Here is a 20,149-nt window from a genome sequence, read left to right on the forward strand (position 1 = left end):
ATGGTGTCTCACGGGTACCGCGAGTTGTGTGCCGACAAGCCTGATTCCGAACTCTCGTACCCGTTCGGCAACGAGACAGCGGTCTACAAGGTGAACGGAAAGATGTTCGCCGCCATCGGAACAGACGAAGCCGGCGTCGATCGGATTACGTTGAAGTGCGAACCCGAACGCGCTGAGGTGCTGGTCGGGGAGCATGCACACATCGTGCCCGGCTACCACATGAACAAGCGACACTGGGTGACCGTCTACCTGAACGACACAATTCCGCGACCACTCCTCGAGGATCTTATCGACGATTCCTATCTCCTGGTGCGCGGCAAACGTAAAAAGGTAGCGTCGACGGCGTGAGCACACCTCGAATTCCGACCGGCTCGTTCAAAGACCTAGGCCCGATCAACTGGGTGCTGTGGCGAATACTGTCGAGGGTCGCAGGCACCCCGAACGCGCACTTGTTCAGCACGCTGGGCCGTACCGGCGGACTGTTCCGTGGGTGGCTCTTCTTCAGCGGACGACTGATGCCGGGCGGCAAGATCTCCCGAATGGAAACCGAGCTCGTGATCAATCGGGTGGCGCACCTTCGCGAGTGCGGATACGAGATGGATCATCACAGCCGAATCGGCCGGCGCTTCGGCGTCACGAAAGAGCTTCTTGCACAGGTGAAGGAAGGGCCGGATGCGCTGGGACTGAGCGAACGGCACCGGACGATCCTGACTGCGACCGACGAGCTCCTCGGAACCAAGAATTTGTCCGACACCACCTGGTCGGCGCTCGCAGGTGAGTTCGACGAGCGTCAGCTCATCGAGTTCCTGCTGCTGGTAGGTCAGTACGACGGTTTGGCAACCACGATCGAGACGCTCCGCATCGAACGCGACTTCTGAGTCACATTCCCGACCCACCCGGAGCAAACGATGCCTGAACGATCGCGCGAACATCACCTGCCCACATCACGTTTGGCTCGCGGCGGCGCACTCGGCCGTGCCGTTGCAGGGCAGGCGGCTCGCACGGCCGGTACCCGCATGTCGATGGTCGGTCGATCCGAAGCGCTGCGTGCACGCATAGCCGAGAATGCGTCCATCCAGGCGGCCGACCAGCTCGTGAACGTACTGGGGGGCATGAAGGGCGCCGCCATGAAGCTCGGCCAGATGCTCTCCGTGCTCGACCTCGCGTTGGTCCCGGACGAGCACCGAGAGCGCTTTCAAGCGAAGCTCGCGGCGCTGCGCGATCAAGCTCCGCAGGTGCCGTTCGACTCGATGAGAAACGTCATCGAGGAGGATCTCGGGCGCACCCTCGAGGACGCGTTCGCAACATTCGATGCAACACCCATTGCGGCGGCATCGATCGGCCAGGTGTACCGGGCGGAACTGGCCGGCGGTCGAGAAGTAGCCGTGAAAGTGCAGTATCCCGGTGTGGACAAGGCCATCAGGGCCGACATGAAGAATCTAGCGCTGTTCCTGAAGTTCTGGCGGTCCACCGTCCCGTCGATCACGGCATCGGCGCTCATAGAAGAGCTTCGTGTGAACTTCGAGCGCGAGCTCGACTATGTGGAAGAGGCTCGCACGCAACACCTACTCGCCCGACGGTTCGCCGGACATCCGTTCATCGCAGTTCCCGACGCCATCGCGGAACTGTCGACTCCACGAGTACTGGTCACCGAATACGTTCGCGGCCAGACCTTCTCGCACATTGCGACTCTGTCCGCCGACGAACGCAACCGCATCGGTGAGATCATCTACCGGTTCTACATCGGTTCGCTGTTCCGGCATGACGAGTTCTGCGGCGATCCACACCCGGGGAACGTCCTACTGTGCGAGGACGGACGCGTCGGTTTCGTCGACTTCGGCCTCTACAAACGCATGCTGCACGAGCACGTGCAGTTCGAACTCGAGTGTTTTCGCGCGGCGGCGGAAGAGCGCGGCGAGGATTTGCTCGCGGCGATGATCGAGCGCGGCATAGTCGAACCCGATGCCGGGGTGACCGCCGACGAGTGTCTGGACTACACGTATGCGGCAGCAGAATGGAATCTTGTCGACGACACCTTCACCGTCACTCCGTCTCTCGCGTCCGAAGGCATGTTGCTGGCAGTGGACCCGCGCGGCACACAGTTCCGCGGCATGAAGAGCCAGACTCTGCCGCCGGAGCACCTGTTCTCTCGCCGAGCAGATTTCATGACCTTCGGAGTCCTCGGGCAGCTGAACGCCACCGCGAACTGGCATCGGATCGCGCGCGAATGGATGTACGGAGAACCGCCCGTCACGACGCTCGGTCGCATAGAACATCACTGGCGAAGCGTCCATGACGTCGATTAGTGCTTGATGACGCCACTTCTCCTACCCGCTTCGATCCCGAGCCGATGCAGCGGCGCCAGCAGGTCCTGGTAGCGCGGACCGACAACGCGGGGGATCAGATCGAAGCCACGCGCATCGGGCCCGATGAGGATGCGAGCCCTGTTCCGTTCGACACCGCCAAGAATTACTTTCGCCGCTCTCGTCGGAGTTGTCAGAGCGATCTGCTCGAAGCGCCGAGCGACCTCGTCATGATCGCCTAGTGCGTCCATCCCCCGTGCATTGGCGACGATGTTGGTCTTGATTCCGCCGGGATGTACACAACTCACACCGACCGGATGCCTCGCTATCTTCATCTCCTGCCGCAGCGCCTCGGTGAAACCGCGGACAGCGAATTTGGCCGAGTTGTAGGCGCTCTGGCCCGGAACGCCCATCAGCCCGAACACACTGGAGATGTTGACGAGGTGTCCTTCACCCGACTCGATCAGTGCGGGCAGAAACGCTTTCGATCCGTTGGCTACACCCCAGAAGTCGACGTTCATGACCCACTCGAAGTCGTCCCACGTCATGTCGAGGACATCGGCACCGAGTGCGACACCCGCATTGTTGACGACCAGATTGACCCGCCCGAAATCGCTGACGACTGCGTCGGCGTGCGCGTAGACGGCCGCCCTGTCAGAGACGTCCAACTCGTACGACATCGTCCGGGCGCCGAAGTCCTTGCACTGCACGAGAGTGTCGTTCAATGCCTGCCCGTCGACGTCGGAGACGGCCAATGCGGTGCCACGACGCGCGAGGTTCAGGGCAAGAGCACGACCGATTCCCGAGCCGGCGCCCGTCACGACTGCCACTTTGTCTGCGAAATTTCTCATGCAAGCACGTCTTCCGATTCAGAGGTCGCCCCGGAGTTCGCTCCGAGGCCGCGTGGAACCACAACTTCGTAGTCGGCAGGTTCGAATTTTCGGGTCCGCAGCCAGTACTGCCAGGTGAAGCCAGGCCACACCGTCCGATTGACGCCCTGAGAGTCCAGATACCAACTCGAGCAGCCACCGGTCGACCAGACCCCAACAGAGAGCTTGCGCTGAATGTCAGCGGTGAATTCGTTCTGTACCTTCTGTCGGACTGTCAACGCTTCGGCAACACTGCCATCGATGAAGTCGATCGCTTGCAGCACGTACTTGATCTGCTGTTCGATCATGAAGACGACCGAGTTGTGACCAAGTCCGGTGTTGGGGCCGAGGAGAAAGAACGCATTGGGGTAGCCCGCGGCCGCTATGCCGAGGTGCGTCTGTATTCCGTGTGCTTTCCACTGCGGAACCAACTTCTTTCCACCGACACCTGCGACATTCACACTCTCGAAACCATCCGTCACGTGAAAACCGGTGGCGTAGATGATCACATCGACATCTCGCTCGGACCCGTCCGAGCTGACGATCGATCTGGCCCGTACCTCGGCAATGCCGTCGGTGACGACCTCGGCATTCGATCGAGTCAAGGCCGAGTAGTACGAGTTCGAGCCCAGAATTCGTTTGCACCCGATCCGATAGTCCGGAGTCAACTTGCGGCGGAGTTCAGGGTCCCTCACTTCTCGTGCGATGAACCTGCGCGCGGCGAACTCGATCGGCCGGAGCAGGTTCGAATGTCCGTTCAATCCGAGCGCCATTCCTTCGGCCAACCAATAGATCGAGTCGCGAAACAGTCTCCGCAGCAACGGCAGCTGTCGAAATGCGCGACGAACGGGTTCAGGGATCGCAAAGTTGGAACGCGGAAGCACCCACGCAGGCGAACGCTGGTACAACTGCAGCGAGGCAACGGTATCGACGAGCTGCGGGACCAACTGCACGGCGCTCGCACCGGTTCCGATCACCGCCACGTTCTTGCCCGCAAGATCGACCTCATGGTCCCAGCGGGCCGAATGAAACGCTGCTCCTTCGAAAGTATCGATACCCGCCAGCACCGGAGTGCTCGGGACGTGCAAGGCGCCGACCCCCGACACCAGGAACTGCGCGACGTACTCGTCGCCGCCGGCAACCGTGATATGCCAGCGTGATTCGACCTCGTCCCAATACCCTCCCGTGCATTCCGTACCGAACCTGATGTGTCGGTCGAGTTGGTACTTGTCGACGAGACCCTGGAGGTAGTGCAGAATCTCAGGCTGACCGGACCACATCTGCGACCAGTTCGGATTCGGCTCGAATGAATACGAATACAGATGCGACGGAACGTCACACGCGCACCCCGGATAGGTGTTGTCGCGCCATGTTCCGCCGATCGACTCTGCCTTCTCGAGCACGAGGAAGTCCGCACGGCCCCGATCGAGCAACTGCATGGCCATCCCCAGCCCAGAGAATCCGGTCCCGATGATCAGCGTGTTCGTGCGGTGGACCGTCATGAATTCTCCTCCTGCGGCAGAGCGCCGGTGAACTTCCACAACCGTGCGGTGAGCACGCCGTCGAGCATCGCTGCCGAATCCAGAAACTCGACGACCGAAGCGGTGTTCCGACGCCTGGCGTCGGCCCGGTTCTTTCTCGACCCGAGCAACCCACGCGTCGACGAGAGTCCCACCGACCGATAGACGGCAGGCGAAATGGTGATCCGCAGAATCACATTCGCGAGAATCGACAAGAGAAGCCGGTTGTAGGCCCTGACGATTCGGTTCGACTTGTTCTGCGCCGCGATCACTTCCGATCGCGCGAACCGGAACCTGCTCGCACAGTCCAGGTCATGGATCTTCACTGCCTGCCGAACGTGCGGTTCCACCCCCGCGTCGGCGACTGTGCCTGCCATCGTGCTCGCAAAGGTCTCCTCCACCAGCAGAGTCGCAGCGTGCGACGCCGCCCCCAACGGCAGGAAGCTGAGCAGTTTGACTGCAGTCGCCGTCCCGACAGGAGGTCTGTACGGCGGAAGCGACGTGGCCCGGATCAGCCGTCCGAAGGTGATCGTCGTCCGTGAACCGCCTGCCACCTCTTCGAGGGCAGCGCGGGAAGCAGGACTGTTCAACCCTTCCTCGGCGGCTCGCCTGAGTTGATTGCCGGTGAGGATCGCCGACAGGTATGCGACGGTACTCCACATGCTGACCGCTTCGTGAAGGGCCAACGTGCGCCGCTGCTCGGCGGAAAGCGCCTTCCAGCATCGAGTCCCGTACAGCGACAGCGATTCCGGTGGCATCGCGAACAGATCCACTTGCCAAGGTGATTCCCAGTCGATGTCGACGTGTGGGTCGTAGTGCACCCTCGCCGTGCCCGTCATACGAGATCGTCCGGCATCGCGCGCGTCATACGCCACAGCCGCTTGGTCACGAATCCGTCGCACATACCGGCGTCGGCGAAGAACCGGATCATCGGCTCGGACGCGAATTGCATGTTGGTCTTGTACGAGCCGCTCGACATCGCGGTCACGATGCCTCGGATGGGATTGATCCCCACCGACCGATACACCTTCGGATTGACCAGAACGGGGTAGGTGAAGTTGGCGATCACAGCGAGAATGAGACGGTGAAGCGCTCGATTGACTCGATTGGTCGATCGCATCCTCCGCACCATTTCCTCGCGCGCGTACGTGATGTGTCGGGATTCCTCGATCACGTGAATGCGCATCATCTGGCGTAGGTGTGGCTGAATTTCAACATCGTTCTGTGCCTCGCGTTGTGCTCGGTCCAGAACCTCCTCGATGAGCAGCGTCGCACCGAACGTTGCGGGCCCGATCGGCAAGAACTGACCGAGTTTGACGAAGAGCAGTGATCCTTTGGGCAACAGGTACGGCTCGATGCCTGCCTTCTCGATGAGTTTGCCGAACATGATGGAATGCCTGGACTCCTCACCTATTTCGGCGATGGAGTACATAGAATGATCGGACATCGAGCCTCGTCCGAACACGCGGAGGAGATTGGTGCTGAGGAACCCTTCCGCATAGATGCCGAACGACAGAATGCTGACGATCTCGTGTCTGCCGAGCTCGACCTTCTGCTCCTCGGTGAGCCTTCCCCACAATTTCGTGCCATAGAGCGAGACCCTGTGTTCCGGCATCCACTTCTTGCCGTCCGCAAGTGGAGCATCCCAATCGATATCGACTTCGGCGTCGTAGAACTTGTTCGCGGTCGACTTCAACAACCGTCGCGCAGTTCGGTCACGCGGACCGACCGTACGGGCCCCCACCGTCACCTCGTCCTCGGTCGAAAAATTCGGCCGCCCGACCTTCACTCGACTCATTGCCGACCTCCCCTGCTCGACGGGCCGCCCGCGCGCCCGAACCCCACCCCGAACCCCTATTCGAATTACAGTACCGCCGTTAGCCAGTACCGCCGGTAATGGGTACTATCCAAGTGTGGTCGAGGTCACCGAACGTGTCAACCCTGACGAGAGTCCGCCAAAGCCGGACGCTCGCAGTGAGCGGTGGCGCGAGCACCGCCAAGCGGTGCGGCAGAGCTTCGTCGACGCCGCGTTGACGGCTATCGACAGCCACGGTCCCGACGTCAGCATGGGCGATATCGCCAGCACCGCCGGTGCGGCGAAGCCGAAACTCTACCGCCATTTCGCCGACAAGTCCGATCTGTACGCGGCCATAGTCGAACACGTCCGAGAGATGCTGTGGAACCGAATCCTGCTTGCTACCAACTTGTTCGAGGATTCCGTGAGCACTCTGATCGAGCGTGGAACTTCCGAGTACGCAGTCATCGTGTCCGAACAACCGAACCTGTTCCGCTTTCTCGTTCACAGTCACTTCGCCGGACGCGCCGGCAACCGGCGCACCGATGAATCGAGCGCAGGCCCCGATCCCGCACTGGACTCGGCGCGCGCTGCGGCCAGGAAGCTCGCCGAGGTGTTCGCTGACGCTACCGGTGCGGATCCAGAGAACAGTTCCGCAATCGAACTGGTCTCCTACTCCGCGTTCGGCGCGGTGGCGTCGGCGACGGATTGGTGGCTGGGAGACTCCGATGCACGACCGCCCGTCATGACAATAGAGACCTTTGCTTCGTACGTCGCCGCACTCATGGTGGGAATAGTCGAGTCCTCCTGTGTCATAGCGGGAGTCACTATCGATGCCGACCAGCCCCTGCACACCGCGTTTTCGACCGAAGGAGACGAACTTCTGTGAGCGACCTGGCCGGTAGACCCGACTTTCACGGGACCGCGACGCTGGCATTCGACGAGCCGGTCGAGTTCGACGTACGAGTGGACCTACGTGGGCATTCTCAGCCGATCGATGGCCGCTATCGCTGGTACGGCCGCGTCCACCCGCACGAGAAACTGCACGAGTTCATGCAGAACTCTGCCGGGCGCAGTCGGTCCGGAACTCTGCGAACCGAGGTCGGCCATGCTGATGTCACCGTCGGTGACATCGACTTCTGGGGGCGCTACCGTCTGCAGGGCACGGGAACCCCCCCGTACTCGATCGTGCCGCCGCCGACTGAAGAAGCCGACGAGAAACCTGAGTCGACCGTAGACGCCGCCCTTCGTCGCGCGCTTGCGCTCGTCGAGCCCGCAGAACTACGCGCGGCCGCAGACATCTCCGGCGGCTATGTCGAACTACTCGGCGGTGCGTCCGCGCCCTCCACGACGGCCGCGACCCGCGCCATGAACAATCCGCTCGTCGCATCGATATACGAGAAGATCTGGCGGCCTGCGGGTATCGCGATGATGGGTGTAGGAGGCCTGTCGATGTCTGCCGAACGGGAAAAGGCGGTCGCCGATCTGAGGCTCTCCGGTGAGATGACCGTCCTCGACGTAGCGTCGGGCCCAGGAAACTTCACCAAACACCTCGCCTCGCATCTGTCCGGCGCTGGTGTTGCAGTGGGATTCGACATCTCCGAGCAGATGATCGCGCGCGCCGTCCGTGACAACCGAAGCTCGCACGCCGCGTATGCGCGAGGTGATGCGCAAGCACTTCCGTTCGCCGACGACACGTTCGACGCAGTCTGCTGCTATGCGGCGCTGTACTTGATACCCGAGCCGCTGGTGGTGGTCGAAGAACTGCTCCGCGTACTGCGCCCTGGCGGCCGGATCGCGATCATGACCAGCTACGGCCGAAAGCTCGCCCCCGTGAGGACGGTGTTGCGAATCGGCTCCGAGCGGGTAGGAGTGCGGATGTTCGACAAAGACACGTTCACATCGAGATTCGAGCAAGCGTCGATGACCGAGATCGAACAGGATATCCGCGGACTCGCCCAATTCGTCAGCGCCACCAAGCCGAAATAGCCTGACGCCCGCCGAGCGAGGCCTAGGTCTTCGGCCCGTAATCGCTGACCAGCCACTGTCCACCCTGGTTCGTCACGGTGAGGGACAGCAGGTTCGGAACCTCGCCGGCATCGGGTTGCTGCACATTGTGCGTAGTCTGCTGCGCGAACACCGTGATCTTGTACTCACCGCCGGATTCGGAATCAACCGCAGCAGAGAGCACTTCACCAGACGCGACCACCTGAGATTCGGTCATGATGGCCGTCAGCGCCTCCCTGACACCGTCGTACCTGTCCCGTAGGGATTGCGACGCACCCTCGTCGACCCCGCCGAAGAAGGCGTCGAGGTTTCGATAGTCGTAGGTCAGCGATCGTTCGGTGTATTCGGTCGCCGTGTTCACGGCAATCTGCCGATCGCGGTCGCGGGCGGCCGAGTCCGCCAGATCGCCCGCGGCAGAACGCCACAGGAATCCGAACACCACGGCCAAGACAATTCCGAGAACTGCAATGCCTGTCGGCAGCCAGCGAGTCCAGAAGCTGCCAGTAGCAGGTGCGGTTGCTGTCTCGCTGTCGCGTGTCGATTCTGTCTCGACTTCGGTCATGCGGACCTCTCCGATCAATTCGGCATCTCCACCGAGAGCTTCGCAGGCCCTCCGCGTGGAAACACAGTGGTCAAGACATCGACGATCGAGCCAGCGTCTACGCGTAGGGGCTTGATCGGCGCGGTATACGGCTTCAGCAGTGTCGCGATCAGCGCGAGATCAGGGTTGAGCGGCGTGAGATATCCATCGATCCGCACGGCCAGTGGGCCGAGGGGATCGTCCCACACATCGGACGCCACATAGGAGTACTGGTTGAAGGACTCGAGCAACCCGGTGACACCCGCGCCCGTCTCTCCCACGTACGGCGCTGCGTCGGTCAGGACCGGGCCGTATCCGTAGCCGTTCCGCCCGACTTGTTGTGCGTTGTCGTACAGATTCTCGATCTGGGTCCGTTTGTCCCGCAGAGTCGCCGCCAGGAATCGAAACGTCTCCACCAGCGTGTCGATGTCACTGTCGCGCCCGTCGATGGCCTCCGATGCCGTCACGGCCAGACCTGACAGTGCCGATGTATCGAGTTGTGCAGCGAGGGCATCACCCAACTGCAAGGTTTCGCTGACGGTAGCGGCGGCGGTCACTCGGGTGCTCTCGATCACGTCCCCGTTCTGCAGGTAGGGACCGCCGGAGTGACGGGGCCGGATATCCATGTACTGCTCACCTGCGGCGGACAGGTTGGCGACGACCACGTCGGAGTCGACGGCGACGTCTTTGCTCGCGTCGAGGGCGATCGACACGTCCAATCCGTCCGGCGTCACCGATATCGCCTGCACTGTACCGATTTTCATTCCGCGGGAAGTCACCTGCGAGGTCTGCATCAACCCACCGGAAGATTCCATCTTGACGGTCACATGGTTGTCCGTCCGTCGTGGATCCATGTCGAGAACACCGACAGTCAAGTAGGCGACCCCGGCGAACGTGAGAACCAGCAGCGCGACGAGCGAGAGTACCGCGGACGATCTCATCGGACGATTCCGATCCCGCGCAGAATTCCGATCATGTCGTCGGCTCGTGCCGTCGCACCCTCGACCGAGACCGAACGGAGTGCGATGTTCGGAGTCGATTGGAAGTACGGGATCAGGCGGTCGCGGAGCAGACTGTTCACCTTGTCCACGTTCATGGGGACCGTCGAGTCCGCACTGCCGATCGTGACGAGCGCAGGAGCGATGATGCCGACGGCATCGTGCAACTCGTCATACGGTTCGGCGAGCACATCCCCGATATTCTGCGACATGTAGCCGAGGGTGAAGATCAAGTGGACGACGCTGAACAGCACCTCGGACAACCCCGATGCGCGAGACGGGCCGACGGTGAGCACTCGATCGACACCGGACTGACGCGCCACGATCGTCGTCGAAACGCCCTCCGCTGCTGCAAGAATCCGGTCGATCTCGTCGGTGTTGTCGCCGATGTCCGTCACAGCTGCGCGCGCTGCAGTGTTCACGGAGTCCAGGACCGCCGGATCCGGTGGGACGGCGGCGTTGAAGTTGTCGACTGCCTCCTGCAGCTGCACGTAGTGCCCTCCTGCTACCACGTTCGACAGCCCTCGAAGAACATCTTCGACGTTGTCCGCGGGCACGGTACGTTCGATCGGTATCACATCACCGTCAGTGAGAAAGCCTGCTTCGGTGGGCATTTCGGTTCCGGAAGATTCAGCAGGCGGTAGGAGCGCGATGTAGATCTCGCCCAGTATCGTCGATTGTCTGAGCTCGGCCCGGGTGTCTTTCGGCAACTGCACTGCACTGGAGAGGTCGACAGTGGCGACCGCAGTCGTGCCGACCAGTTCCACCTTCTCGAGGACCCCTGCGTCGACACCATCGACGACGACCTTCGCTTTACGCGGAAGGTTGAGGACACTGGCGAACTCGATCTCCACGGAATACTGCTCACCTGCAACGTAGCTACCGGGAATCGGCAGGTCTACCGGATCGAGACCACACCCGACAAGCACCATGGCCAGCGAAACGCTGCTGATGGTGCTCATCGCGCGCTTCATCGCCACCCCGCCGACCCTAGGATGAGCTGAACGAGGCCGACATCGATGACGTCCCCGCGTTGCTGGTTCGCCGAGCAGGTGGGCGAGTACTTGTTCAGCAGCGCGCAGATCTCGTTGGGCGAGTTGGTGTCGATCTCGAATTGTGGGGGGCGGTAGATCAACCGCCCGCTTTGCAGATCGCTGTCGTACATCGTCGTCAAGTTGTCACTGACGGTGGGAACCTGCTCGAGGATGTCCTTGATGTCACCGATTCTGCCGAGCGCCACGTCCACGACCGGGATCAACTGGTCGGCAAGTCCGTAGACCTTGTCGTCGTACTTGGCGATGGTGCGCACGAGCGGCGGAATGAAGTCGACCGTCAGCAGCACCGCGCCCCCGAAGGCTTGCGTGAATTCCGACAACGTGATCATGCCGGCCTTCAGATTGTCGAGAAGTTTGGCCACGTCCGGCCAACTCACTGCGAACGTGTCGATCAAGCCGTCGAGATTGTCGATCAGTCGCCGAACGGTGGTGTCGCGGTCTGCCGGCTCACCGACCAACTCGGCCAACTGCTTCAGCGCCGCGTTCAACTGCGCACCCGAACCCCGGAACGAACCGTCGACCGACCGTAAGGTGTCCCCGAGGATGTCTTCACGCGCACCGGTCGCGTCCGCAGGGCCGAGAAGGTCCGACGCCAGTTCCGTGACGGCGTCGAGCGTATCGCTGATCCCGAGTGGGGTTCTGGTTCTGTCCAGGGGGATACAGCTCGTGCGATCGAACTCGGGACCTTGACGGTACGGCGCGGTGAATTCCACGCGACGATCGGTGACGATCGAACTCGACAGCGTGACCGCCCCTACGTCGGCCGGCAACCGAACGCTGTCGTCGACATCCATGGTCACGACCACGGCGTCGCCCGAACTTTCGATTTGCTCGACCGTCCCGACGACGACCCCGAGCATCGTCACCGAATTCCCCTCGTACAGACCGACGGCATCGGTGAACTCCGCACAGACCGCCGACGTACGAGTAGAGAAGTCGATCACCCCACTTGCCGACGCCGCACCCCCCGTCAGCGCAACGATGCCGAGAACCGACACTCCGAGCAACACTGTCTTGCGCATCAGCACGCCCTTTCCGGCAACGGGATGCATACGTCGATGCCGGCAATCGTGCTCTGCGACTGGTCGATCATCGGTCCATTGCCCTCGCCGAGCAGGGTGGCGAGGGAATCCGAACTCTGTTTCATGGTGGTGATCGCCCCGTCGAATTCGCCGAGCCTGGCGAACAGTTTCTGCGTGATCTCCTCCAGCTGAACGATCGACGGCTCCAGCCCCTCCTCGAATGCCATCACCGGCCGGTGGAACAACAGGAAGAGCCTGTGCAGCAGGTCGAACGCCCCCACCACCTCCTGCCGCTTGCTACCGAATCCTTCGGTGAGAGTGCCGAGTTGGCGGACCAGCTCAGTGAGCATCACGCGATCGTCCGACAGCGCACCGACATATTCGTCGGACACGACAAGGCCTTGTTCGAGCTGTTCCGTGCGCCGCGCGATCACGTCCGTCAACGACGAAAGATTGTCGACGATGGCACGGGTCGACTCCGGCTGAGTTCCGAGAGCAGCGTCGAGTTCGGCAACTGTCTCCCGCAAGGTACTGCCGTCGATGTCGCGGACGAGAGGCGTCGATGTCTCGATGACGTCGGAGAGTTCGTACGGGACCTCGGTGTGCTCGAGCGGAATTTCCGTCGAGCCGAGTTCTTCGTTCCCGACCGATTTCAGGAGTATGTAGTGACCGCCGATGGGCGTCAGCAATTTCACCGTCAGCGTCGAGGCCTCGCCGACGAAGACCTCACGGCTGACACCGAATTCGATGTCGACGTGGTCTCCCGCCAGCGCGACGGATCGGACCGATCCGACCGATATTCCCGCCACCCTGATCTCGTCACCGGGTTTCACACCGGCAGCAGTGGCGAAGTTGGCCGTGTAGGTGCGTTCCCCGAACGGCATTGCGTAGACCGCACCTGCTGCGAGCATCATGACGGTGACCACCGCGACACCGACGGATCCCCAGAAGAGATGGGTCTTGTTCTCGGACTGCTCGTCACGTACACCTTTGCGTTTCATCGGCACAACACCAACTTCTGTCCACCGAGAACGACGAGACCGATACCCGGAATGTCCTGCTGTCCTCTACTGCACGTGTACGTCTGCGCCGCCGGAGTCGGGATACTTCGATTGAGTCCGGTGAGAAGTCCCGGCGTCAACGCCAGAATCTCGGTGACCTGTTCGGTCTGAGGCAACAGACGCCGCAGCAGACCATCGATGGGCATGTATCCCCCGTCGTACGCGTCGCGCAGTCCTTCCGCCAGCCCGACGAGCGGGCCCAACCCATAGTTCGCCTGATCGAGCGCGCCCAGTACTCCGGTCATCTCGGTACTCAGTCGCGATACCAGCCCGGTCAGTTCCTCGATGAGATCGGCAACCGCGGCCGACTTCCCGCCGATCGTCCCCGATATCTGGCCGAGGTTGTCGATCAGAAGCCCGATGATGGCCTCGCGTTGCACGGCGAACTGCGTGATGCGGTCTACGTCCCGAAGCACGGGCCCCAGTCCACTGCCGTTCCCCTGGACCATGCGCAACACATTCTCGGCGAACTGATTGAGCTGAGCGGCGTCGAGTGTGTCGAATATCGGTTCGAATCCGTTGAACAACGCCGAGATGTCGAACGACGGAATCGTCTGCTCGCGTGCAATGGTGGCTCCCGCTGCCATGACCGCGCCGGGGTCGCGATCCGTCTGTACCAGTTCGAGATAGCGTTGGCCGAGTAGATTCTGGTAACGAACCGCCGCCTGCGTGCTGACGAACACCGGCCTGGCATTTTCGACGCTGAACTCGACCCGGGCGAGACCACCGTCGAGTTCGACCGAGGAGACCTTGCCGATCTGCACCCCGGACATGCGCACATCGTCACCGACGTACAAGCCGGATGCATCGTCGAACTCGGCAGCGTATGTCGAAGTGGGCCCCGCTACCGGTGTGCGCAGCGCGGCGACGATGATCACCGCGCATACTGCAGTGACAGCGATGAAAGCGAGCAGTTTGGCAAGTGGCGCTGCAACTTTGATCATCGCGTAGCTTCCTCGTACGACGCCACCGCACCCGCGAGATTGGGCATCGTCCGGACGATCAGATCGAGCTGAAGCTGTGGCTTGCCCTCGACCAGGGGGAAAGCGTCAGCGATCCCGTCGATGACCTCGGGAACCTTGTCGTAGCTCGGGGCCAGGGTGCCGAGCGATGCGGTGATCGGAACCAACAGATCCAGAACCGTGGACAGCAGTTTCGTGAGGTGTGGGTTGCCGGTTTTCAACAGATCCCCGATCGGTACCAGCAGCTGGTCGCTGAGTCCGTTGATCGCGTTCAGCGTTCTCGTCCGATCGGCCTGCCCTTCGACGTATGCGCTCTTGTCCAGGATGTCGATCACCAGATCGAGCACAGGCGGAACCAGATTGTTCAATCCCTCCCCGAGCTCCGCGCCACGATGCAACTTCCAAGCGAGCGGATCGGTCTGGTGATCGGTGAGCATCTGGGCAGTATCGAAGTACGGCTTCAAGTTTCGGCTCACATCGACCGAGGTGTCTGCAAGTACATCCAGCAAGTTCTGGACCTGGTCCGAATCGAGAACTTCGGTCAGATCTGCGACGCGCCGGAACACCCCGGTCACTGTCGCTCCACGATTGTCGTCCGCGATCGTCACGGTGGAGTTGTGCGACAGCGGACGACCGCTTCCATCCGAGACCAATTCGACTGCCGTGGAGCCGAAGACGTTGGACGAAGAAAACTGGGCTTGCATGGTGTCGGTGAGTTCTCGCGACTGGCTCGGATCGAGCTCCAGGTCGATACGCTGCCGTCCGAATCCGACAGTCTCGATCCGCACTACCGATCCGATCGACACCCCGCGAAACTTGACCTCGGCGCCGGGAGTCAGTCCGTCCCCGACCGAGGCGGCATCGATGCTCAGCTCGAAGGTCGATTCGAAAGCTCCGCGTGCATACGCGCTCAGAGTGCACGCGAGCACGACGGCGACCGCAGCGACCGCAATACCGCGCAGGCGGAGCGTAGCGCGACCGGCCGAACGCCCGGTCAGATCATCGAACACAGCCATCGCTTTACCCTGAAATCCTTATCCCTGAGTCGAATCCCCACAGCACCAACGTCATGACCGTGTCCAAGACGACCACCGCAACCAGGCTGGCGCGGACAGCTCGACCGGAGGCGCGTCCCACGCCTTCGGGTCCGCCTGTTGCGTAGTAGCCCTGATACCCGTGGATGATGATGACGGTGACGACGAAAACGGCGGCCTTGATCAGCGAGTAGAGCACGTCGACGGGTTGAAGGAATGCGCTGAAGTAGTGGTCGTACGTTCCGGACGATTGCCCACCGACGATTCGTACGACAACTGCGCACGAGACGTAACTCAGAATCAACGTCAACAGATAGAGAGGCACGATGGTGACGATCCCGGCGACGACCCGCGTGGTGACGACGAACGGAATCGACTGAATTCCCTGGGCCTCCAGAGCGTCGATCTCCTCGGAGATGCGCATGGCACCGATCTCGGCTGTCATTCGACATCCCGCTTGAGTCGCGAATCCGATCGCCGCGATCATCGGGGCAAGTTCACGGGTACTCGCGTAGGCCGACACGAAACCGGTCAGCGGTTCCATCCCGACCATGCCCAGGGTGTTGAATCCTTCGATACCAACGGATGCGCCCACGGCGACGCCCAACACGACCAGCACGGACACGGTTCCACCGCCGACGATCAACTTGCCACTGCCCCAAGTGATGTCGCTCAAGATCAGCAACGTCTGACGCTGGTAGGACCGAATGGTGTGCGGTATCGCAACGAGGACTTTGAAGCAGAACGTGAGTTGATGGCCGAGCATCTCGACTGCATTGCCCGGTATTCGACCGACCCGGCGAAGGACGCGAGTCAGTCCGGCGGTGCCATGAACCGTGTATGTCGACGGTGTAGCCATCTCAGCCCAGCCTCTGCGGCATGAACATCGCGACCAACTGAGTGACGACGACGTTGACCGCGAACGCAGACACCACTCCCAGCACTACCGCCGCGTTGACCGCGTTGGCGACTCCTCGCGGCCCGTGCGCGGCGTTCAGTCCCCTGTCGCAGGCGACGACTACGACGATGATGCCGAATATCTCGGCCTTCACCAAGGCGACGATCAAGTCGCCGACCGACGCGAACGAGGCGAACGAGCTGATGTAGCTGCCCGGTGTTCCGCTCTGAAAGCCGACATTGATGGCGTATCCGGCGGCGAGTCCCATGAAGATGATGAGGATGCACAGCAGCGGCGCGATCACGATGAATGCCGCCAGTCGCGGAACGACCAGTCGTCGTACCGGATCGATGCCCATGGTGCGCAAAGCATCGATCTCTTCCCTGATCGTGCGCGCCCCCAGATCCGCTGCAACGGCAGCCCCCGCAGCACCGCCCAGCAGTAACGCAGCAACGATGGGCGCACCCTGCCGGATCACCCCGAGCCCCCCTGCAGCACCGGCGATCGACGTCGCTCCGATTTGGTCGGTCAGGCTTCCGACTTGGACAGAGACGATGATGCCGAACGGAATCGACACCAGGACTGCAGGAACGACTGTGACGGTGACGACGAACCAGGCTTGTTCGACGGTGTCGCGCCACGGATGTCGCAGCGTGACGACATCGCGGACGAGGTGAACGAAGGCTAGAACGCCCAGTTCCAGCGTCTGACCGAACGAGGCGAATCCACTGGAAACTCCGTCGCTCACGCGTGCGAGCGTCGAAGTCGGCGACGACAATTCCCCACCCCCGGCCTCGTGTGTAGCGCGAGTCCCCCGCGCGCAGGAAAGGGAAATTACCAGCCAGCGGTCAGCCGAGTGACGTTTTCCTCACTTACTGTGGCTATGAAAAGTCACAGACTTCTACCTGGTCGAATGGGATCGGGCCGGGGGCCGAAGGGCTGCGCAGACGACAACGGCGGCGACCACCGAAGTGGTCGCCGCCGATCGATTCGAAGATCAGAAGTTGATCATGTGTCCTGCGAGGCCGTGGATGGCTTCCTGCAAAGCCTCCGACAGCGTCGGGTGGGTGTGAACGTTGCGGGCCAACTCGTTGACCGTCAGATCCCACTTCTGGGCCAACGTCAGTTCCGGGAGCAATTCGGAGACGTCGGGTCCGATGAGGTGGCCACCGATGAGCTCGCCGTACTGCGCGTCGGCAATCAGCTTGACGAAGCCGGTGGCGTCGCCGAGTCCGTGCGCCTTGCCGTTGGCGGCGAACGGGAAGTTCGCAACCTTGATCTCGCGGCCTTCGTCCTTAGCCTGCTGCTCGGTCAATCCGAAGCTGGCGACCTGCGGCTGACAGAACGTCGCACGAGGCATCATGCGGTAGTCGTCGATCGGCAGGGTCTCCGCGCCGCCGATGGTCTCGGCAGCAACGACACCTTGAGCCTCGGCCACGTGAGCGAGCTGAAGTTTGGCCGTGACGTCACCGATTGCGTAGATGTGTGGGACGTTGGTCTGCATCGTGTTGGTGATACCGATCGCGCCGCGATCGGTGAGCTCGACGCCGGTCTTCTCGAGGCCGAAGCCCTCAACTCGGGGCGCGAAGCCGACGGACTGCATGACCTTGTCGACGGTAACCGTCTCGGTCTCGCCCGAGGCGTTGTTCTTGATCGCGACAGTGACCTTGGAGCCGTCGTCGTCGATGCTCTGAACGGCCGCGCCGGTCATGATCTTGACGCCCAGCTTCTTGTACTGCTTCTCGATTTCCTTCGAGACGTCCGCATCCTCGTTGGGGAGCGCGCGATCGAGGAACTCGACGATGGTGACGTCGACTCCGTAGTTCTTGAGGACGTAGCCGAATTCCATTCCGATGGCGCCCGCGCCGACGATCAGGATCGAGCCCGGCAGATCCTTCGTCATGATCTGCTCTTCGTAGGTGACGACGTTCTTGCTCAGCTCGGTGCCGGGCAGCAGCTTGGTGGTGCTGCCGGTCGCGATGATCGCGTTGTCGAACGTGAGCGTCTCGGTGCCACCCTTACTCAGCTCCACCTCGATGGTGTTGGCATCGGTGAACGTGCCCTTGCCGTCGTACTCGGGGATCTTGTTCTTCTTCATCAAGAAGTGAATTCCCTTGACGCGGCCGTCCGCAACCTTGCGGCTGCGATCGAAAGCCGCACCGAAGTCGAAGGATGCTTCACCGGAAATACCGAACAGCTTCGCCTCCTTGGTGAAGAGGTGCGCCAGCTCGGCGTTTCGGAGAAGTGCCTTCGAGGGGATGCAGCCGACGTTCAGGCAGACACCGCCCCAGTACTTCTTCTCGATGATGGCAGTGCTCAGTCCGAGTTGTGCCGCGCGGATAGCAGCGACGTACCCACCGGGACCGGCTCCGAGGACAACGACGTCATAGTGTGAGGTCACGATTCACCAGGATAGTCCCGTCCTGAATCCCTGTCTTCAGACGGTCCAGTTACTCACTGGTAGCCTGCCGCGACGCGTCGGAAGTTTCCGCCGTACACAGCCGAAACAGCGGTCTCGTCGAACCCCCGCTCACGCAGCACCGCCGGCAGTGTGACGACATCCTCGGGCGGAACCCACTGCAGCGGGCCGTAGCGGGTGTACTCCTCGGAGAACGCCTCCGGATTCGCCGCAAGTTCGGTGTTGAAATCCTCTGCGTCGAACGAGTAGTCGGAGCCGATTCCGATGTGGTCGATCCCAAGCAGCTCCACGCCGTACTCGATGTGATCGGCCATCGCCTGCACACGGCGAAGCCCCTCGTCCGGGCCGTTCGCGCCGAGGAAGATCCCGACGCCGTTGATGCCGACGACTCCCCCGGTCCTCGCGCATTCGATGGCCTGCTCGTCGGTGATGTTGCGCGGATGTCGCCACAGCGCAGCGAAATTCGAGTGGCTGTAGATCATCGGCCGCTCCGTCGTCGACGCGATGTCGAGGCCGGTGCGGATGGAGCAGTGCGAACCGTCGACGAGCATTCCCGTGCGGTTCATCTCCTGAACCAGGTCGCGGCCGTACGACGTCAGGCCGGTGTCGTCGACATCGAGGCAGCCGGACCCTGCCGCGTTGGCGTAGTTGTACGTGGGCAGCATCGACCTGACGCCGAGGTCGTAGAAGTGACGGACGTTGTCGAGGTCGCCCTCGATCGGCCGGGAATCCTCCAGGTCGAAAGCGAGCGTCGTCATGCCCTGCTCGCCGGGCTCGACCTGCTCGACCATCCGAAATCGACTGTCTGCAAGAGCCTTCCGCCGGAAGTCTTCACACAGCGCCGTGGAGTCTGACTTCGAGTGCGGCGAGTATCCGACATTGACGGACACGTAGCTCCCCAGCGGATACCTCGCCAGCTCCGCGACGTCGGCCGTCTCGACCAGCGGCAGACAGGAGTGCTGTTCCCACAGGTTCATATCGCGCTTCCCCCCTTGACGACGAGCACCACCGACACCAGTCCGAGAACAACGTAGATGATCGCCGAACTGTGCTCGACCAGCCAGGTTCGCCACGCCTGTTGCACTGCAGCGGCTCGTGCGCCCGATCGAGCCAGCACCAGCAGCGGTGTCACCACTCCCAATGTGGCGACACCTACCCACACCACTGCCACCAGGACTGCTTCTACACCGTGAAGTCCCAGCAACGTCAGCTCGGCCACTGCAACGGTGACCAGCATGTAGTTCGGCACCCACAACCCAAGCACGAAGGCCGCCACGATCCCGATGCGATCGAGTCCGCGAAGCCACTTGGGTGTCACCTCCTCGCGCCTGCGTTGCCGAATCCACAGGACCAACACGAACAGCGCAAGCGCGATCCCGATCACGAGTTCGATCCACGCGACGAGATGCCCGGTCGCTCTCGCGCGTGGCCCCGGCGGCAACAGCGTTGCGGCGAGGACCATGACGATCGCGAGCGCCGCGACGTACCCGACCGCGTACGCGGCCGACTTCGCTGCTCCGCGCTCGGTCGCTGCGAGCAGAAATGCGGGTAGAACAGACCACGGCCACACCATGACCACGAGACCTACGAGTGCGAGCGTCAGCGCATGGCCGGTCATCCTTCGGG

General features: G+C 61.9%; 21 protein-coding genes. 5 read left to right on the plus strand and 16 right to left on the minus strand.

The genetic code is table 11. The features are described 5' to 3' along the window. The first annotated feature begins 3 nt into the window (after window positions 1–3). The 3 genes from WDS16_RS17730 to WDS16_RS17740 are packed head-to-tail and all read left to right on the plus strand — an operon-like array spanning window position 4 to window position 2,306. Entirely contained in the window at window positions 4–348 is a 345-nt protein-coding gene (locus WDS16_RS17730) for an MmcQ/YjbR family DNA-binding protein (protein ID WP_338886513.1), read from the plus strand. Then, window positions 345–878: a carboxymuconolactone decarboxylase family protein gene (locus tag WDS16_RS17735; protein ID WP_338886514.1), complete on the plus strand. Its 534-nt coding sequence runs from the start codon at window positions 345–347 to the stop codon at window positions 876–878. The genes WDS16_RS17730 and WDS16_RS17735 overlap by 4 nt, the downstream gene beginning before the upstream one ends. Before the next feature lie 30 nt (window positions 879–908). Continuing rightward, window positions 909–2,306, plus strand: a complete 1,398-nt coding sequence (locus WDS16_RS17740; RefSeq protein ID WP_338886515.1) for an AarF/ABC1/UbiB kinase family protein — start codon at window positions 909–911, stop codon at window positions 2,304–2,306. Here the strand turns inward: WDS16_RS17740 and WDS16_RS17745 are convergent. From WDS16_RS17745 to WDS16_RS17760, 4 genes are read right to left on the minus strand one after another with little or no spacing between them, the layout of a single operon-like run. Further along, a complete protein-coding gene (locus WDS16_RS17745; RefSeq protein WP_338886516.1) occupies window positions 2,303–3,154 on the minus strand; it encodes an SDR family NAD(P)-dependent oxidoreductase in 852 nt (283 codons plus the stop codon). The genes WDS16_RS17740 and WDS16_RS17745 overlap by 4 nt on opposite strands. Further along, window positions 3,151–4,674, minus strand: a complete 1,524-nt coding sequence (locus WDS16_RS17750; protein WP_338886517.1) for an NAD(P)/FAD-dependent oxidoreductase — start codon at window positions 4,672–4,674, stop codon at window positions 3,151–3,153. The genes WDS16_RS17745 and WDS16_RS17750 overlap by 4 nt, the downstream gene beginning before the upstream one ends. Next, window positions 4,671–5,531 (minus strand): diiron oxygenase, encoded by an 861-nt coding sequence (locus tag WDS16_RS17755; protein ID WP_338886518.1) that lies wholly within the window; start codon window positions 5,529–5,531, stop codon window positions 4,671–4,673. Before WDS16_RS17755 ends, WDS16_RS17750 begins: the two co-directional genes overlap by 4 nt. Next, the gene (locus WDS16_RS17760) at window positions 5,528–6,490 is read right to left on the minus strand and encodes a diiron oxygenase (RefSeq protein WP_338886519.1); all 963 of its coding nucleotides are present in this window, start codon (window positions 6,488–6,490) and stop codon (window positions 5,528–5,530) included. Before WDS16_RS17760 ends, WDS16_RS17755 begins: the two co-directional genes overlap by 4 nt. Before the next feature lie 115 nt (window positions 6,491–6,605). Between WDS16_RS17760 and WDS16_RS17765 the strand changes: the two genes are divergently transcribed. After that, a complete protein-coding gene (locus WDS16_RS17765; protein WP_338886520.1) occupies window positions 6,606–7,376 on the plus strand; it encodes a TetR/AcrR family transcriptional regulator in 771 nt (256 codons plus the stop codon). Continuing rightward, window positions 7,373–8,476, plus strand: coding sequence for a DUF4873 domain-containing protein (locus tag WDS16_RS17770; protein WP_338886521.1), 1,104 nt, complete (start codon window positions 7,373–7,375; stop codon window positions 8,474–8,476). The genes WDS16_RS17765 and WDS16_RS17770 overlap by 4 nt, the downstream gene beginning before the upstream one ends. Before the next feature lie 22 nt (window positions 8,477–8,498). On the opposite strand, the gene WDS16_RS17775 is transcribed toward WDS16_RS17770, so the two are convergent. The 12 genes from WDS16_RS17775 to WDS16_RS17830 all read right to left on the minus strand — a co-directional run bounded on the left by WDS16_RS17775 (window position 8,499) and on the right by WDS16_RS17830 (window position 20,141). Then, window positions 8,499–9,056 carry a hypothetical protein gene (locus WDS16_RS17775; protein ID WP_338886522.1) on the minus strand — a complete coding sequence of 186 codons (558 nt, stop codon included), beginning with the start codon at window positions 9,054–9,056 and terminating at the stop codon, window positions 8,499–8,501. A 14-nt stretch (window positions 9,057–9,070) separates the two neighbouring features. Further along, window positions 9,071–10,015 carry an MlaD family protein gene (locus WDS16_RS17780; RefSeq protein WP_338886523.1) on the minus strand — a complete coding sequence of 315 codons (945 nt, stop codon included), beginning with the start codon at window positions 10,013–10,015 and terminating at the stop codon, window positions 9,071–9,073. Next, on the minus strand, window positions 10,012–11,034 hold the full coding sequence (locus tag WDS16_RS17785) for an MlaD family protein (RefSeq protein WP_338886524.1): 1,023 nt from the start codon (window positions 11,032–11,034) through the stop codon (window positions 10,012–10,014). Before WDS16_RS17785 ends, WDS16_RS17780 begins: the two co-directional genes overlap by 4 nt. Before the next feature lie 8 nt (window positions 11,035–11,042). Beyond that, window positions 11,043–12,149: an MCE family protein gene (locus tag WDS16_RS17790; RefSeq protein ID WP_338886525.1), complete on the minus strand. Its 1,107-nt coding sequence runs from the start codon at window positions 12,147–12,149 to the stop codon at window positions 11,043–11,045. Beyond that, entirely contained in the window at window positions 12,149–13,150 is a 1,002-nt protein-coding gene (locus WDS16_RS17795) for an MlaD family protein (RefSeq protein ID WP_338886526.1), read from the minus strand. The genes WDS16_RS17790 and WDS16_RS17795 overlap by 1 nt, the downstream gene beginning before the upstream one ends. Then, the gene (locus WDS16_RS17800) at window positions 13,147–14,154 is read right to left on the minus strand and encodes an MCE family protein (RefSeq protein WP_338886527.1); all 1,008 of its coding nucleotides are present in this window, start codon (window positions 14,152–14,154) and stop codon (window positions 13,147–13,149) included. The genes WDS16_RS17795 and WDS16_RS17800 overlap by 4 nt, the downstream gene beginning before the upstream one ends. Next, the gene (locus WDS16_RS17805) at window positions 14,151–15,188 is read right to left on the minus strand and encodes an MlaD family protein (protein ID WP_338886528.1); all 1,038 of its coding nucleotides are present in this window, start codon (window positions 15,186–15,188) and stop codon (window positions 14,151–14,153) included. The genes WDS16_RS17800 and WDS16_RS17805 overlap by 4 nt, the downstream gene beginning before the upstream one ends. 4 nt (window positions 15,189–15,192) lie before the next feature. After that, complete coding sequence (locus WDS16_RS17810) at window positions 15,193–16,065, minus strand: MlaE family ABC transporter permease (RefSeq protein ID WP_422395685.1); 873 nt, start codon at window positions 16,063–16,065, stop codon at window positions 15,193–15,195. Window position 16,066: 1 nt separating this feature from the next. Further along, window positions 16,067–16,852: an ABC transporter permease gene (locus WDS16_RS17815; protein ID WP_338886529.1), complete on the minus strand. Its 786-nt coding sequence runs from the start codon at window positions 16,850–16,852 to the stop codon at window positions 16,067–16,069. Window positions 16,853–17,101: 249 nt separating this feature from the next. Further along, the gene (gene lpdA / locus WDS16_RS17820; RefSeq protein ID WP_338886530.1) at window positions 17,102–18,505 is read right to left on the minus strand and encodes a dihydrolipoyl dehydrogenase; all 1,404 of its coding nucleotides are present in this window, start codon (window positions 18,503–18,505) and stop codon (window positions 17,102–17,104) included. Between the two features lie 53 nt (window positions 18,506–18,558). Continuing rightward, complete coding sequence (locus tag WDS16_RS17825) at window positions 18,559–19,500, minus strand: dipeptidase (protein WP_338886531.1); 942 nt, start codon at window positions 19,498–19,500, stop codon at window positions 18,559–18,561. Further along, window positions 19,497–20,141 carry a GAP family protein gene (locus WDS16_RS17830; protein WP_338886532.1) on the minus strand — a complete coding sequence of 215 codons (645 nt, stop codon included), beginning with the start codon at window positions 20,139–20,141 and terminating at the stop codon, window positions 19,497–19,499. Before WDS16_RS17830 ends, WDS16_RS17825 begins: the two co-directional genes overlap by 4 nt. Window positions 20,142–20,149 lie beyond the last annotated feature (8 nt).

Source organism: Rhodococcus sovatensis, assembly GCF_037327425.1.
Lineage (GTDB): Bacteria > Actinomycetota > Actinomycetes > Mycobacteriales > Mycobacteriaceae > Rhodococcoides > Rhodococcoides sovatense.

Bases quoted from the DNA above. Each gene is read 5' to 3' on its own strand.
- WDS16_RS17740 (WP_338886515.1), top strand. From the start codon at position 909: ATGCCTGAACGATCGCGCGAACATCACCTGCCCACATCACGTTTGGCT.
- WDS16_RS17745 (WP_338886516.1), bottom strand. From the start codon at position 3,154: ATGAGAAATTTCGCAGACAAAGTGGCAGTCGTGACGGGCGCCGGCTCG.
- WDS16_RS17750 (WP_338886517.1), bottom strand. From the start codon at position 4,674: ATGACGGTCCACCGCACGAACACGCTGATCATCGGGACCGGATTCTCT.
- WDS16_RS17755 (WP_338886518.1), bottom strand. From the start codon at position 5,531: ATGACGGGCACGGCGAGGGTGCACTACGACCCACACGTCGACATCGAC.
- WDS16_RS17760 (WP_338886519.1), bottom strand. From the start codon at position 6,490: ATGAGTCGAGTGAAGGTCGGGCGGCCGAATTTTTCGACCGAGGACGAG.
- WDS16_RS17775 (WP_338886522.1), bottom strand. From the start codon at position 9,056: ATGACCGAAGTCGAGACAGAATCGACACGCGACAGCGAGACAGCAACC.
- WDS16_RS17780 (WP_338886523.1), bottom strand. From the start codon at position 10,015: ATGAGATCGTCCGCGGTACTCTCGCTCGTCGCGCTGCTGGTTCTCACG.
- WDS16_RS17785 (WP_338886524.1), bottom strand. From the start codon at position 11,034: ATGAGCACCATCAGCAGCGTTTCGCTGGCCATGGTGCTTGTCGGGTGT.
- WDS16_RS17790 (WP_338886525.1), bottom strand. From the start codon at position 12,149: ATGCGCAAGACAGTGTTGCTCGGAGTGTCGGTTCTCGGCATCGTTGCG.
- WDS16_RS17795 (WP_338886526.1), bottom strand. From the start codon at position 13,150: ATGAAACGCAAAGGTGTACGTGACGAGCAGTCCGAGAACAAGACCCAT.
- WDS16_RS17800 (WP_338886527.1), bottom strand. From the start codon at position 14,154: ATGATCAAAGTTGCAGCGCCACTTGCCAAACTGCTCGCTTTCATCGCT.
- WDS16_RS17805 (WP_338886528.1), bottom strand. From the start codon at position 15,188: ATGGCTGTGTTCGATGATCTGACCGGGCGTTCGGCCGGTCGCGCTACG.
- WDS16_RS17810 (WP_422395685.1), bottom strand. From the start codon at position 16,065: ATGGCTACACCGTCGACATACACGGTTCATGGCACCGCCGGACTGACT.
- WDS16_RS17825 (WP_338886531.1), bottom strand. From the start codon at position 19,500: ATGAACCTGTGGGAACAGCACTCCTGTCTGCCGCTGGTCGAGACGGCC.
- WDS16_RS17830 (WP_338886532.1), bottom strand. From the start codon at position 20,141: ATGACCGGCCATGCGCTGACGCTCGCACTCGTAGGTCTCGTGGTCATG.